At 60.2% G+C, this 14,753-nt stretch carries 11 protein-coding genes; 3 read left to right on the forward strand and 8 right to left on the reverse strand.

The window, feature by feature from the left end:
- Positions 1-4: 4 nt before the first annotated feature.
- From QP803_RS16950 to QP803_RS16970, 5 genes are all read right to left on the reverse strand, one after another.
- Positions 5-1,246, reverse strand: a complete 1,242-nt coding sequence (locus QP803_RS16950) for an aminotransferase class III-fold pyridoxal phosphate-dependent enzyme (protein ID WP_284944651.1) — start codon at positions 1,244-1,246, stop codon at positions 5-7.
- Between the two features lie 128 nt (positions 1,247-1,374).
- On the reverse strand, positions 1,375-2,700 hold the full coding sequence (locus QP803_RS16955; RefSeq protein WP_284944652.1) for an NAD(P)/FAD-dependent oxidoreductase: 1,326 nt from the start codon (positions 2,698-2,700) through the stop codon (positions 1,375-1,377).
- 161 nt (positions 2,701-2,861) lie between these two features.
- Positions 2,862-3,842 (reverse strand): ABC transporter permease, encoded by a 981-nt coding sequence (locus tag QP803_RS16960; RefSeq protein WP_284944653.1) that lies wholly within the window; start codon positions 3,840-3,842, stop codon positions 2,862-2,864.
- Positions 3,839-5,392: a sugar ABC transporter ATP-binding protein gene (locus QP803_RS16965; protein WP_284944654.1), complete on the reverse strand. Its 1,554-nt coding sequence runs from the start codon at positions 5,390-5,392 to the stop codon at positions 3,839-3,841. The genes QP803_RS16960 and QP803_RS16965 overlap by 4 nt, the downstream gene beginning before the upstream one ends.
- A gap of 65 nt (positions 5,393-5,457) precedes the next feature.
- The gene (locus QP803_RS16970) at positions 5,458-6,414 is read right to left on the reverse strand and encodes a sugar-binding protein (RefSeq protein WP_284944655.1); all 957 of its coding nucleotides are present in this window, start codon (positions 6,412-6,414) and stop codon (positions 5,458-5,460) included.
- Between the two features lie 284 nt (positions 6,415-6,698).
- Here QP803_RS16970 and QP803_RS16975 point away from each other — a divergent pair, with 284 nt between their 5' ends.
- A complete protein-coding gene (locus QP803_RS16975) occupies positions 6,699-8,057 on the forward strand; it encodes an LLM class flavin-dependent oxidoreductase (RefSeq protein ID WP_284944656.1) in 1,359 nt (452 codons plus the stop codon).
- A gap of 131 nt (positions 8,058-8,188) precedes the next feature.
- The gene (locus QP803_RS16980) at positions 8,189-8,725 is read left to right on the forward strand and encodes a putative pterin-binding protein (protein WP_284944657.1); all 537 of its coding nucleotides are present in this window, start codon (positions 8,189-8,191) and stop codon (positions 8,723-8,725) included.
- Between the two features lie 68 nt (positions 8,726-8,793).
- Here QP803_RS16980 and QP803_RS16985 read toward each other — a convergent pair whose 3' ends face one another.
- Positions 8,794-9,585 (reverse strand): class I SAM-dependent methyltransferase, encoded by a 792-nt coding sequence (locus tag QP803_RS16985; RefSeq protein WP_284944658.1) that lies wholly within the window; start codon positions 9,583-9,585, stop codon positions 8,794-8,796.
- 439 nt (positions 9,586-10,024) lie between these two features.
- Here QP803_RS16985 and QP803_RS16990 point away from each other — a divergent pair, with 439 nt between their 5' ends.
- On the forward strand, positions 10,025-12,514 hold the full coding sequence (locus tag QP803_RS16990; protein ID WP_284944659.1) for a putative bifunctional diguanylate cyclase/phosphodiesterase: 2,490 nt from the start codon (positions 10,025-10,027) through the stop codon (positions 12,512-12,514).
- Here QP803_RS16990 and QP803_RS16995 read toward each other — a convergent pair.
- Positions 12,451-13,545 carry an acyltransferase family protein gene (locus tag QP803_RS16995; protein WP_284944660.1) on the reverse strand — a complete coding sequence of 365 codons (1,095 nt, stop codon included), beginning with the start codon at positions 13,543-13,545 and terminating at the stop codon, positions 12,451-12,453. The genes QP803_RS16990 and QP803_RS16995 overlap by 64 nt on opposite strands.
- A 54-nt stretch (positions 13,546-13,599) precedes the next feature.
- The gene (locus tag QP803_RS17000; RefSeq protein WP_284944661.1) at positions 13,600-14,589 is read right to left on the reverse strand and encodes a hypothetical protein; all 990 of its coding nucleotides are present in this window, start codon (positions 14,587-14,589) and stop codon (positions 13,600-13,602) included.
- Between the last annotated feature and the right edge of the window lie 164 nt (positions 14,590-14,753).

Raw genomic sequence — 14,753 nt, forward strand, 5'->3', positions numbered from 1 at the left:
GAGATTAGTCGTGGGCCGCCGGCATGGCGCGGGCCGCCTTGAAACCGTGGTCGGCGGCGTCGAGCGCACGGGCGATGTCATCAGTCGTATGGGCGACCGACAGGAACATATTGTGCAGCGGATGGAAGTAGACGCCCTGTTTCAGGGCCGCCGCGCAAAAGGCAAATCCCTTGCGATGATCGGCATCATCGTCGAACAGAACCATCGGCATCTGTACTGGTCCAGTCTGACGGATTGGCAGACTATGGGTGACACTCAGCGCTTCGAGCCCATCGCGCAGCATCTGGCCCAGCCGCGTCATATGGCCGACGCCGTCATCGCGCCGCAGCACGTTCAGCGTGGCCACGCCCGCGGCCATCGAAAGCGCCGAGCACCAGAAGGAGCCGGTGGTGAAAATGGACGATGTCGCCTCACGAAAACGATCATTGCCGGTGATGGCGGCCAACGCAAAGCCATTCGCGATCGACTTGCTCCAAGCCGAGAGATCGGGTTTGACGCCGAGAGTTTCCCAGCTGCCGCCCAGATTCAAGCGGAACCCGGCTCGGACGTCATCGACAATCAGGGCGGCATCCTCACGGTCACACAAGGCGCGCGCGGCCTGGGCGAAAGCCAGCGTCGGCAGTGTCTGATCCTTGCCGTAATCATGCTGGAAGGCGCTGACGACGATGCCGGCCAAATCGCCCGAGGCTTCAGCCACCGCGCGCTCAAGGCTGTCTACGTCATTGTAGTCGTACAGAATGATATGGGCACGGTCCTCGGTCGTGACACCGACGAGGGACGGCGAACACCAGGGCACCGCACCGTGATAGGCGCCGCGTGCGACCAGGATCTTACGGCGGCGGGTACCGGCACGCGCGATAGTGACGGCCGTGGTGGTCGCATCCGTGCCGTTCTTCTGGAACTGCGCCCAATCGGCGGCAGGCACGATATCGACCAGCAGTTCGGCGAGCTCGACCATCGCCTCGCTCGGCCCGTTCAGGCAATCGCCCAGATCGAGCTGACGGCGCGCGGCCTCTTCGACCTCGGGATGGCGGTGGCCGAGGATGATCGGTCCCCAGCTGCACATGAAATCCACAAATTCGCGGCCATCGACATCCCAGAGCCGGCTACCGGCACCGCGCGCGAAGAATTGCGGATAGCCTTCGGGCAGCGCAGCGGCGTTCATATGGCCCCACATGCCGCCGGGCACGACCACGCGCGCGCGTTCGCGGAGGCTGGTATCACGCGAGTTCGTCAAGCCGGACATGCGGGCCCCACCGTCAATTGCGAGGTGTCACCGTATGAGTGTCCTGATTAGCCGCCTATCGGCCGAAAGTAAGAGATCGGCCGATAGCCGATCAGGCGGGAGGATCGGGATCAGGACCGATCATGACGTCACAGACCAGATTGAAAGGTGATGGGGGAGCCATCGGTGAAACGGCTGTAGCGGAACGGGGTGGCATCGACGATCGTCGGTCGCCCGGTCGCAATCTCGGCCGCCAGTCGCCCCGCAGCCGGGCCAATGCCGAAGCCATGACCCGAGAAGCCGGTAGCAATGACCAGGCCGGGCACGCTGTCCACTTCGGAGATGACAGGCACCACATCCGGCGTCACGTCGATCATGCCCGCCCATTGCTGGGTGATCGGCACGCCTCGAAACAACGGAAAGACCTCGCCAAGCGATGTCGCGGCCTCGGCATTGATCGATGTCACGGGGTCGGGGTCCAGCATGCGGATCGTCTCGAAGGGGCTGGGCTTGTCCATCGCCCAATGCTTGGGCGTCCGCGCTTCCTGCATGAACCGGTGATCGAGGCGAAGGCGCAATCCACGACGCTCGGCCTTCGCTGTCGGCAGAAATTCGCGGAAGAATTTGAAGGTATCGGGCGTGATGGGCACCACGTTGCTGTTCCCATTTGCAATCGTGTAGCCGCCATCCAGACGCCGCCGATAGGCGAATGTGCCGAGCCAGGCCGAGGTCTCGGGGCCATCCGCGATGGGCGCCGTGCGATAGACGGAAGCGCGGACCTTCAATTGCGGCAGGCGAAGATCCAGGCTGCCGCAGAACAGGCGCGACCAGGCGCCGCTGGCCAGGATGGCGCTGTCGCAGGCAATCACGCCACGTTCCGTCACCACGCCCACCACCCGGCCAGCCTGGCGGTCGAGGCCACGCACGGCGCAATTCTCCAGGACGATCGCGCCGGCCGCGCGCGCAGCGGCGGCCATCGCCGGCACTGCCTTCTGCGGCTCCGCCCGCCCATCGGTCGCCGTATACAGCGCGCCCTTATAGGCCCGATTCGCGCCCTTCAGGTGGCCCGCCAATTCTGCGCCACCGATCATGCGGCTGCCCATCTGATAGGGCTGAACCATGTCGAGCCAAGTCTGGTAGCCCCCAAGATCCGCATCCGTCTGCCCGACATACAGCACGCCGCATTCGCGGAAACCGGTTGCGATGCCCTCGCGCTCGATCTCCTTCCACATCCGCAGGCTTTCGATGATCAGCGGCACTTCGCGCAGGTCGCGGCCGGTCTTGCGCACCCAGCCCCAGTTCCGGCTCGACTGCTCACCGGCGAGCTTGCCCTTCTCGCACAGCACGACCGACACGCCCTGTCGCGCCAGGAACAGCGCCGCGCTGATGCCGATAATGCCGCCGCCGATGATGACGACATCGGCGCGCGGCGGCATCGTGTCATCCGTGGTCACCGCGTCGATTTCTGGTCCCATGGGTAAACCTCAAGCTTCGACCCGCTCCGGCCCCTCCGCCGCGCAGGCCGGCTCAGCATAGCGGCAGCAGGTGCGGAAGGCACAACCCGATCCCTCCCGAGACTGGCACCGTCCAAACCAATGGCATGCCGTTCAGGGTGCAGCGAAGGCGGCGCTGGCGGTTACCGCGCCGCGGCGCGTGCGGCCTCGGCATCGCGGCGCCGCAACCGGAACCGACCCCATTGCTGATCGACGGTGATGCCGATCAGAATGACGCCGCCCATCACCGCAAAATTGAGCGAGGATGGGATGCCCAGCAGATTCACCAGATTCTGCAACTCCTGCAACAGCACGACACCAAGGACGACACCGACGATCGAGCCCTCCCCGCCGCGCAGCGAAAAACCGCCCAGCACGGCGGCCGCGATCGCATAGAGTTCGTAGAAATTGCCTTGTGACGCCGGGGAAATCGACCCCGTATACATAGCGAAATACACCGCCGCGCCCACGGTCAGCACCTGACAGATGATATAGGCGCCGATAATGACGCGATCGGTGCGAATACCGGAAAAGCGTGCCGCTTCCTCGTTTTTGCCGACGGCGAACAGATACCGCCCAAACACCGTGCGATGCAGCACCACCCACATGATGGCAGCGACGATGATCATGGCAATGAAGGAATGTGGCACGCCAAAGGTCTGACCACCCGTCAGCCAATTCAGGGCAGGAAAGTTCTGGCCGAAGCCGAAGCCGACCGTCGCGTCCTGGGTGTAGAAGCGCGCGACACCGCGATAGACCAGTAGGCCGCATAGCGTGACGATGAAGGGCTGCAGCTTGAGCTTCGTAATTAGCAACCCATGGGCAAGTCCGACCAACACGCCCAGCACCAGCATCAGCGCCAGGGCGATCGGCCACGGCACACCACGATTGGCGATCAGATCGATAAACAGCACGCCCACAAGGGCGATCATCGACCCGACCGAAAGCTCGATACCGCCTGTGATGATCACGAAGGCCTGGCCGATTGCCGAGAGGCCAAACAAACCCACGAGGTTTGAGGTATTGGCGAGATTGACCGGCAGCAGGAAGCGCGGATTGAGGATGGCCACCACCACGCCGACCGAAATGATCAGGATGAGGAGGCCGAGATCTTTCTTATTCATACCGTTCCCGCTGAGTGAGGCGTCTTGCCGACCGCGAGAAGAAGCACATTCTCCTCACTGAATTGGCCGCGCGCGAGGAAGCCTGAAATGGCCCCTTCATGCATGACCGCGATACGGTCTGACACGCCGATGACCTCTTCCATGTCGCTCGAAATCATCAGCACGGCGACGCCCGCCTTGGCGAGGGCGCGCATCAGCCGATAGATTTCCGCCTTGGCCCCGATATCGATGCCGCGTGTCGGCTCATCGAGAATCATCACCTTTGGCGTCATCGCCAGCCATTTCCCCAACACCACCTTTTGCTGATTGCCACCGGACAGCAAACCGGTGAGCGTCGTCAACTTTGGAGCCTTGATGTTGAGATTGTCGCGCTGCGTGCTGGCCGTGGCCGCCTCCATCGCCTTTGAGACCATGTAGTTCCGCGCATGCGCTTCGAGATTGGGCAGCGCAATATTTTCCTGGATCGGCAGATCCAGAAGGATGCCGGCGCCTTTCCGATCCTCGGGCACCAGGAAGATCCCCTGCGCCACGGCATCGGCGGCCGAGCGAAATTTCATCGGCGCGCCGTTCAAGGCGATGTGGCCGCCGAGCATCGGGTCGATACCGAAAATGACGCGCGCGAGTTCGGTGCGCCCGGCACCGACAAGCCCGGCGAGGCCGAGAATTTCCCCGGCGTGCAGGTCGAGATCGACCGGCTGACGGGGATAAGCGGTTGTCTGCACACCCTTCAAGGACAGCACGACCGGTCCGGCGGCGACCGCATCACTGGCTTGCACCATCAAGTCGCGCCCGATCATAAGTTTGACCATGCGATCGTGACTGATCTCGTCCTTCGCCAAGGTGCCGGCCAGGCTTCCGTCACGCAGGGCGATCACGCGGTCGGCCGCGCGTTCCACCTCATGCAGGCGATGGGAAATGAAGATCACGCTGATGCCATCGGCCTTGAGGCTCGCGATGACCTCCAGCAATTTCTCCGTCTCGGCTAAAGGCAGGCTGGATGTCGGCTCATCAAGGATCACCAGCCGCGCATCAACCGACAAAGCCTTGGCAATTTCGACCATTTGGCGCTGCGCCAGGGACAGGGTGGAAACCGGCGTGTCCGGCGAGAAATTGGCGCCCACACGCTTGAGCAGCGGCGCCGTCATTGCCCTCTGCTTCTCCCGATCCACGATTTGCAACCAACCCGCCTTACGCGGCTCGCGCCCGATGAAGACATTGCCGGCGACATCGAGATTGTCGAACAGGTTGAGTTCCTGATGCACGAAGGCAATGCCGGCCGCGCTGCTCTCCGCGACGGACAATGCCGTGTGCTCGGTCTTGTCCGTGGTGATGGTTCCGCTGTCGGGTGCGATGACGCCGCCCAGGATCTTCATCAAGGTCGATTTGCCAGCACCGTTCTCACCGACGATGCCGATCACCTCGCCCGGCGAGACGCTCATCGAAAAGCCACGCAGGGCGCGCACGCCAACGTAGCTCTTGCTGAGATCCGTGAGGACGAGGAAGGGATCGGTCGTCGACGCCGCGATCGTGGTCTGCTCGGGAGAGGTCATAGTCATTCCGTCACCGTCGCGCCGCGCAGGAGGAAGAAGACCCCGCGCGGCGCGAGCATCGTGGCTCAGTTGGCCGACATCGCCTTTTGCTCAGCGACATAAGCATCGACCGTATCTTTCGAGACGATTTTGGTCGGCTCGATGATTAGATTGCCGGCCGGGATGCCAGACTTGTCGCCCTTCACATAGGCGGCCATTAGCTTCATCCCCTGATAGGCCCAAAGGAAGGGCTGCTGCACGACCGTGCCGGCAATGGTGCCTTCCTTCACGCCACCCAAGGTGACCGGATCGCCGTCAAAACCAACGACCGTGATCTTGCCGAGCGCGCCGCCCTGCTTGAGTGCGGCATAGATCTGCGGTGTATTGTAAGAATAGAAGCCGACCATGCAGGTCACGTTCGGATCGGCGACCAGCGCGTCAGATACGTTCTCCTTGGCGCGAGTCTGGTCCAGATCGTCACCACGGACGTCCACCAGCGTGATCTGCGTGCCGGCGAGACCTTGCTTGAAGCCCTGGATGCGCTCACGCGCATTGTCGGCGCCGAGCAGACCGACGAAGCCGAGGCATTTGCCGCCGTTCGGCATGGCCTTCTTGGCGATCTCGGCCGCTTGCTCACCGGCGTCGATATTGGACGACCCGATATAGGCCACGCGGTTGGTCTGCGGCGCATCGCTGTCTGTGGTGAACAGCGCGGTCTCAGACGCGATCTTGTTGAGACCAGTGGTCGAGGTCTTCGGATCGACCGCCGAGACCATGATGCCCTTGGCGCCCGCCGTCACCAGATCATCCATGAGCTGCTGTTGTGCGGCAACCGTGGCCTGCTGCGGATATTCGAGTTCGAGCTTGTAGCCCGGCAATTCGGCCTGCGCCTTCTTGATCCCCGCGGCCGCGGCCTGCCAGAAATCGGATGCGCCATTGGGCACGAAGACCAGCAACGGCTTGCTTTGGGCCAAGGCCGGCGACACGGCACCGAGTGATAGGCCTGTCGCCAGGAGAGCAGCCATCTTGATTGCGGATTTCATTGGGTTCCCTTCTTGGCCGGTTCTGTCCCGGTCAAATTTATGGTTTCTGAGGCAGTTCCGGCGTTTCCGGACTCAGGCGTTTCGACGGTATTTCCTCCATCGTTGATTGACCGCTTGCGGGCCCTGACACGCAATAGTCACACTAATTAGGTCGGGCTAGATCTGTCAATCATGCGGCGCCTGTCTCAGCGATGCCAGCGTGACCGACAGCCACGGGCGTATCGCGATGGACACCTGCCCGGACGGCCCGCACTGTCGAGCCTGGTTGATCAAGGATGCCTCGGATGCCTCGCGGACCCATGAGTTTGGCGGCGTTTTTCTTCAATCCCCAAGGCGACCACCGGATGTCCTGGCGGCATGCGCATGCGCCGCGTCACGAGGTCTTCGGCCTGGACTATTACCGCCGGCTGGCCGAGGCCGCCGAAGGTGCCAAGCTGGATACGATCTTCATCGCCGATCACCTCGGCATTTGGGATAGCTTTGACAGCGGCGTCGCGCATTATGCGAATGCGCGTCTCGAACCTTTGTCACTGGTCGCCGCCCTGTCAGCCGTGACGAAGGATATCGGCTTCATCGTGACGGCCTCGACGTCGTACACCGAGCCGTACAATATCGCGCGCAGCTTTGCCTCGATCGATCACATCAGCCAAGGTCGCGTCGGCTGGAATGTCGTGACATCGGCCTTGACGGAAGAAGCGCTCAATTTCGGTCTCGACGGCAATATCGAACATGCGCGCCGCTATGAACGCGCGGGTGAGTTTCTCGATGTCACCAAGGCGCTTTGGGATAGCTGGGAAGACGGCGCCGTGGTGATCGACAAAGACTCCGGCCTTTTTGCGGACCCGCAGCGGGTCCATTATCTCCATCACAAGGGCCCGCATTTTCGCGTCAAAGGCCCGTTGAACGTGCCGCGCCCTCCCCAAGGACATCCACTGATCGTGCAAGCCGGCTCGTCCGACGCCGGGAAGGATCTCGCGGCCGCGCATGCCGATGTTCATTTCGCCGTCATTCGCAGCGAAGCGGAAGGGATGCGCTATCGTGCGGATATGGACCAACGTTTGGCCAAGCGAGGCCGCCGGCCTGACAGCCTCCGGCTGCTGCCGGGTGTGCTGCCAATCGTCGCTGGCTCACGCGATGAAGCGCAGGAAAAGCAGGCCATGCTTGAGGAGCTGATGCTCGATCAGGTCAGTATCGATCTGCTGTCGAGCTGGGCCGGCGTTGACCTCTCCCTTTATCCGCTTGATGGACCCATCCCGGAACTGCCCAATGAGGCGACCTTCAACGGGTGGCGCACCTGGCTCACGCTGGTTAAGGACGAAGCAAACCGGGGTTTGTCCATTCGTCAGCTCGCGCGCAAAATCGCCAATACCGGGTCCGTGCCGATCGTCGCCGGAACTGCGTCGCAGATCGCCGACCAGTTAGAGGCTTGGTTCATCTCCGGCGCGGCCGACGGATACAACCTGATGTTCCCCCTGCTGCCGGACGATTGGATGAACTTCATGGCGACGGTTGTGCCCGAGTTGCAAAGACGCGGACTGCATCGAACCGACTATGAAGCCGGAACCTTGCGCGATCGCATGGGCCTCGCTCGCCCGGAAAACTCGTTCTTGATCCGTCAACAGAACGCGCCGACCGCGCCCTGAGCGCTATGGGTGGAGTTGCATGGCCCGCCAACAACTTCATTTCTTTTGGCAAACGGCGCGTGCCAGGCCCATTGAACCCTGGCACGCAGCCTGAGTTTAGTGTTACTGTATGAGGGAATAGGAGAGCCGCATTGACGGATTCGATTGGTATATGCACGCGCCGAAGCCTGTTCACCGGCGTGGGCGCTGCGGCTGTTGCATCAGCGACCGGCCTCGCCCATGCCGATAGTTCCAGTCTTCCCTTGCCAAAAAGCGACCCGATTCTGACGATTTCAGGCAAGATCGGCGTCCATAATGTTGGCGACACGGCGACCTTCGACATGGCGTCTTTGGAAGCGCTCGGCGTGACAAGTTTCACCACCACGACGCCGTGGACGAAGCAGGTCGCCTTCCAGGGCGTGCTCTTCGAGACGCTCATGAATCGCGTCGGCTCGACGGGCACCAAGGCCCTCGCCTATGCCTTGAACGACTACGTTGTGGAAATTCCCCTCAAGGGCTTCACATCAGACGGTCCGCTGCTCGCCACGAAGATGAACGGCAGCTATATGCCCATCCAGAAATTTGGCCCGCTCTTTGTCGTCTATCTGTTCGACAGCCATCCCGAGTGGCGCAACAATGCTGTCTATGCGCGCTGCATTTGGCAGTTGCAGAAACTCGTTATTGTCTAACCACACCTGTCGCCATAGACCACGCCCGGCCTCAACCATCGTCTCGCGCAACCCGGCACTGCTGCACGCTATACGATAACGAAGCCCTTCGGCATCGCATCAACCAGCCGTCTTATTGCATCGATATTGACACCATGCGCCGCGGAATTGGCCGCCACGTGCCAATGGTCGTTTACATATTCATAGTGCAGATCATGCTTCGCGCAAAGTATTCGCAGGCTCTCGACTGAGAAAAGACTGACGTGGCCATTTCTGGGACCCATATACCACCAGTCTCCTTTAAGCGTCTCGATATCGCTCGGCAGGATGGTGGTGGAAAAGATAACGCAACCAGAAGTAGAGAGCAGCGTCTTCCAATCGCTCAACAAGCTATGAGGTGTTGGAACATGCTCGACGACTTCCGCACAAAAGACGATATCGAACCCGCCTTGGGGTAAGCGATCAAACATTGGATTGAGAGCGTCGTAATTCTCGACCCGAATGTCGTCTCGCAACACGTCCGACAGCACGCCGTTTCCGGCCCCGTAATCGAGAATGCGGGGTGAAGGCGCCCCCGTATAGGCTTCGTTAATCACAGACTTGAGAAGAGATGCATTCGCCTCTGGCCGAATTCTCGTATAAAGCGGGTCGAACTTGACATAATCATGATTATAGATCGAGATTAACAGCTCTTGATCTGTCAACGCGTCAATGTAGTGGGTGAAGACAAACCCGCACCCGGAGCATCTGTAATAGTCAACAGAGACGCCAGAAGGCGCAATCGGGGGAACGATCTGCTTGTTGCAATTCTGCAATGAGTCAACGGACGTGAAAAAATGACTGTCGCCCCCACAGACCTTGCAAGCGAAAATATCGTTCAAGACTTATAGCCCCCAGCGCTTTATACTCTTCTATCTAAGAACTGGCCTGACGTCACTAGTCGAGCCTGCCCACAGCACTTGGATGTGATTGCCGAGCGTCGATACCACGGTCGCGTCCTGTCCAAGTCCCATCGTCCGATGGAAAGAAATAACCGCCCGGCCTTGGGATTCCTCCACGACGGGCGGGATCCGACGCGAACACCTTTGATTACAGACAGAAGTGTCATAAGTAAGAGGTCGGATAGAAACTATGGGCGTGGGGATGGAGGCTGGAGGGTCGTCGGTTGACTGGACCAATCCTGTGATAGGTCAGTTTGTGAAGGTCGAACTATTGATGACGGCACGCGGAAGGCTGCTGCGAGGTTTCGCGTCACTGCGGGCTCAGCCGCGTGGTTGCTCCAGCCTCGGCCAGACCAACCGCTTCACGATCTGCTGAACGATGCTAGCCCAACCCTTCGGGAAGCTCCGGCGGCGCAATCGCGCAAGATTGCCCCTTTTTGCTGTGCTTTTATGTTTTGGCGTTGCCACGGTCTATACATTCTATCTCTCCCTTCAACAGGATCAGACTGTCGATAGCCTTGTCTCGTACGATGACGCCTTCGATTCGGCGCAAGGCACGATCGAAATGATGCGGCTTCAGGTCGCCGTGAGCGCCTTTGAAATGCGGCGACCCGATACTTCGGCAGAGCTGGTTAATTTGAGATTCGCGATCCTCGAAAATCGCATGAGCGTCCTCAGCCGACCGTCCTTTCTTCAGTTCATCTCCGGTCATCCGGAGACGGATGGCATCGTCGAGAGTCTGAGCGAGACGATTGCTCAGATCAAACTACTTTTGCCCCACTTGACCGACCCCGGCGTCGCAGCCCAGATCATCACTTTATTGAACCCGCTCGATGCGGAGATGACGCAGCTCGCATCCGTTGCGAACTCTCTTGTAGGTAATCAATTCGAGTTCGATCAGTCGCGTCTGAAAAATCAGCATCTGATCTTTTCCGGCGTCATGTTCGCCCTCATCGCCATCGGCATTCTGCTCATCATCATGCTGCTTCGCGACAATCGTCTAATGATGGAGACGAACAGAGATCTCAATCTGCTGACGGGTGACTTGCAGGCGACCAGCGCCGCCTTGGCGGCAGCGCATTCGGCGACCGCCAAGGCCAATGAGGATCTCGCGGCGCAGAACGCAGCACTCCGCAATAGAGATGAAGCCCTTCGGATTCAAAACGCACGTTTTAACGCTGCTCTGAACAATATGTCTCATGGCCTGCTCATGGCGGACAAGCACGACCGGCTGATCGTATCCAACACCCGGTTTCTCGAAATGTTCGGGTTGCGTGGGGAAGAGACCGAACCGGGAGCGTCGCTCGAAACGGTGTTTCGCCTGATGGTCGAGCGTAAGGTTCAACCGACGATATTGATCGAACAAATTCGCGCCCATACGCGTGAGCTTGTCGCATCCAACGCCAGAGGTTTGTTTTACTCGGAAGGGGAAAACCGATCGATCCAAGTAAGCCATGTGCCGATGTTCGAGGGCGGCTGGGTCGCTACCTATGAAGACATCACGGAACGGCGGAAGATCGAGGCCAATACCGACTACCTCGCCCATCATGACGCGCTGACCGGGCTTCCAAATCGCCTCATGTTCTCATTGTTTTTGGGCACGGCTCTTCGCAACCGAACAGAGAATGATTTCTCATCGCTCCTGCTTCTCGACGTTGACCACTTCAAGGACGTGAACGACACACTCGGCCATCTCGGCGGGGACGCCTTGCTCGTGATGATCGCCAGCAGGTTGCAAGGGTGCATTCGCGATGACGATGTCGTGGCCCGCCTCGGTGGTGATGAATTCGCGGTCATTCAAATGCGTCCCTCCAGCCGCGATGAGACCATTGCCCTGGCCGATCGCCTGGTCGGGGCGGTCGGGCAGCCTTACACGATTGACGGCCGGCGCGTGGTGATTGGCGTCAGCATCGGCGTGTCGATATGCAATGATGAAACGCAGGACGCCGAGCAGTTGCTCAGGAATGCGGACATGGCGCTCTACCGCTCCAAAGCGGAAGGCCGGAGTACCTGGCGCTTCTTCGAGTCGGAAATGGAAGCGGAAGTGCGGGTGCGCAGCACGATTGCGGCCGATATTCGCGACGCATTGGAGATGGATCATCTCGAAGTGGTCTATCAGCCGGTCATTGATGTCGTGACCGGCCAGTTGTGTCAGTTCGAAGGCTTGCTGCGCTGGAACCATCCCACGCTCGGCGTGATACAGCCGAGCCGCTTCATACCGATTGCTGAAGAAACCCGGATGATCATTCCAATCGGTGAGGCGGTTCTGCGCCGCGCCTGTTTGGATGCCGCCGAATGGCCAGCCGAGGTGCGGGTCGCCGTAAACCTGTCCCCGATGCAGTTCGAGGATCGGAGCCTGACGCGCGTCGTGGAGTCTGCCTTGCGAGACGCACGTCTCGATCCGTCCCGCCTCGAACTGGAGATTACCGAGGGCGCGCTGTTACGCGATGGCGACGAGGTGCGCGCAACCCTGGTTGAACTCAGGGCTCTCGGCGTGACGATCGCACTGGACGATTTCGGTACGGGCTACGCGTCCCTGAGTTACCTGCGCCGGTTTCCATTCGACAAGATAAAGATCGATCGCTCCTTTATCGGCGACTCGGTACTACAAACCGATTCAATCGCCATCATCGAAGCCATCGTCTCTCTCGCCACCAAGCTCGGAATGACGACGACCGCTGAGGGTATCGAAACCACGGATCAGTGGCGGTTGCTCAACGCGATCGGATGCACCTACGCCCAGGGCTATTACTTTGATAGACCGCAATCTCTTCAAAGCATCAAACGGAAGATGAAAAGCGGCGCCTATCCTCTCAAGACGCCCATCGAAGCGGAACGGACGATCGGGTCTGCGACCACAGTCATATGATGGTGGCGCTGCACGGACGTCTCCCGCCTCAAGCGACGCAACACGCGCTGGACGGGACGATCAAACATCCGGTCGAAAAAGATCCCGCCAATGACGCCCGTCGCGGCACAGGCGAGGCACAGTAGGTCCGTCGAGTGAACATGAAATCGGACCAGGATCGCGGCCATGAGCGTAATCATCGAATATTGAACGAGATAGATGCTGTAAGACGCGCCGCCCACCATCACCAGTACAGCGGGCACCGCGATCTGGCCCCGCTGCTCCAGCCTCACCAACGACACGATCAAGGCCCCCGCACCGAGCGCACAGGGGATGCCGGACCATGAGATGCTGTCATCCAAGGCCATGCCTGCGGCGAAACTGGCCAATCCGCTTGCAGTGACAACCCACCAGCCGAGGGCGGACAAACGTCCCGGCGCGCGGCGCAGCCACCAGGCGCAAGCGAGGCCGACACTGAATTCCAGGCCGATCGACCGAAGATAATAGCCCTTGAACCCAAGGTCGAAGCCGCCCAGGGTAACCACGATCGTCGCCAATTGCCACATCAACAGAGCAATGAGCCCCAGGCGACGATTGATGATCGCGAGGGCGAAGACGGCGTAGAAGAACATCTCATACGTCAAGGTCCAGGTGACGTTAACCAGTGGCGGGCCGTGCTGCGCCAGCAGAAGAAAACTCGCAACGATCGCGTCAGGGCTCAGCTTCGCTGCCTTATGCGCGCCGCCGAAGCCAAGACCGTACATCACGAGGGCCAGGGCCGTCATCATCAGAACAGCCGGATAGATCCGGCCGATGCGCTTGAACAGATACCGTGGCAGGGCCTTGGGATACCCGAGATCGCCATGGTGGATATACGCAATGATGAAGCCACTGAGCACAAAAAACAGATCGACACCGCGATTGCCCGCAGCGAAGATGCCATAGAAGGGCACATGGCCGACAGAGGCCGCAAAGATCGTTTGCGTGTGGAACATGACCACCAGCAGAGCCGCGATGCAGCGCAGCAACTCCAGCGATCGAATCTTTTCCACGTCCTGCCTATCGCATCTTAGAAGAAGCCATGCGGCTTCGAGGCCGCACCGACTTTAATGTGTGAACATCTCCGGGTCCGCCTTTATCAACGCCAACATCTCCTTGTATTGCGGCCCGAAGGAGAAGTGGCCCGCAACGACGGCAGTCGTCACCACGATCGGGCGAGACATCACCATGGTCGCGGCGCAGAGGCAGGCTTCGTCGCCGCCAAGCGTGCTCATGCCGGCCAGCAGCTTGTGACGATGCACGTCGAAATAACCCATCGACTTCCAGAAGGCGCGTTCAAAGGCAATGACGCCGATACTGAACTGGATCGGGCAAAGAAGATGCCGGACGTCCATCTTGTCCAGTTGTGCGGCCACCGCCAGCGGCGCTGTCCGCTCCCAAATCCAACGCGCGGCCGCCGGATTCGTATGGATCGCAAGGCCCGACGTCGCGAGCTTCGCCTTGCCGAACAGAGCCTCATACTCAGGCAGGAGTCCGAGCATGTCCAGAAGATGACGATAGCAGAAGCCATTGAGCGGTATCATCGGCGCGACGAAGCCGGGATCGACCATCCCCTCCGCCTTGATGCGTTTATATTCCAGGAGAAGGTCGCTGATGGTATTCGGGAGCAGCACCATATCTTCGTCGAGCTTGACGATCATGTCCGCCTTGTCATGCAGACGGTAACACACGTTCTGCGCGAGGGACACGTCATTGGTGGCTGTGCTCAGATAGCTCCAGCCCTCGGTGCGGCAGAGCGTGGCAAGCTCTTCGTTCCGCGTCCCAGGGGACACAAGGCAGACGTCGGCATGTGGAAGGGCCGCCTTGAAACGCGGCATCACCAAGGACCAGAGGTCGGCCTTATAGCCCGCGAGCATGCAGACCAGTACAGGCGCGCCGCTGCGACGATCATCGAATGTCACGCGGTCATGCAGCTTGGAACGGGTATCGGCGGCCAGGGCGATCGCCTTCACCGCGCCATAGGCCCGCGATGACAGAGATGGCTTTGCGTTGCGAACCGGCATTTTGGCGGCCAGCCTGTCGGTATCCCGCATCATCGGGAGCACCGCGCTTTGGTTGCTAGACAAAATCCAAATTCCTCCTGGGCCGCCAACAAAGATCGCTGATTGGACTCTAGACTGGTTGGACCAAGCACGGCGGGCAACGCAGCAAGAAGAGGGGGGTCGAGGACGACCCCGGCTAATCCCTTCGTATGATCCCA

It is taken from the genome of Acidisoma sp. PAMC 29798 (genome assembly GCF_030252425.1).
Lineage (GTDB): Bacteria > Pseudomonadota > Alphaproteobacteria > Acetobacterales > Acetobacteraceae > Acidisoma > Acidisoma cladoniae.

Excerpts from the sequence above, each read along its gene's own strand:
- QP803_RS16950 (WP_284944651.1), bottom strand. The coding sequence starts at position 1,246 with ATGTCCGGCTTGACGAACTCGCGTGATACCAGCCTCCGCGAACGCGCG.
- QP803_RS16955 (WP_284944652.1), bottom strand. The coding sequence starts at position 2,700 with ATGGGACCAGAAATCGACGCGGTGACCACGGATGACACGATGCCGCCG.
- QP803_RS16960 (WP_284944653.1), bottom strand. The coding sequence starts at position 3,842 with ATGAATAAGAAAGATCTCGGCCTCCTCATCCTGATCATTTCGGTCGGC.
- QP803_RS16965 (WP_284944654.1), bottom strand. The coding sequence starts at position 5,392 with ATGACCTCTCCCGAGCAGACCACGATCGCGGCGTCGACGACCGATCCC.
- QP803_RS16970 (WP_284944655.1), bottom strand. The coding sequence starts at position 6,414 with ATGAAATCCGCAATCAAGATGGCTGCTCTCCTGGCGACAGGCCTATCA.
- QP803_RS16975 (WP_284944656.1), top strand. The coding sequence starts at position 6,699 with ATGCCTCGCGGACCCATGAGTTTGGCGGCGTTTTTCTTCAATCCCCAA.
- QP803_RS16990 (WP_284944659.1), top strand. The coding sequence starts at position 10,025 with ATGCTAGCCCAACCCTTCGGGAAGCTCCGGCGGCGCAATCGCGCAAGA.
- QP803_RS17000 (WP_284944661.1), bottom strand. The coding sequence starts at position 14,589 with ATGATGCGGGATACCGACAGGCTGGCCGCCAAAATGCCGGTTCGCAAC.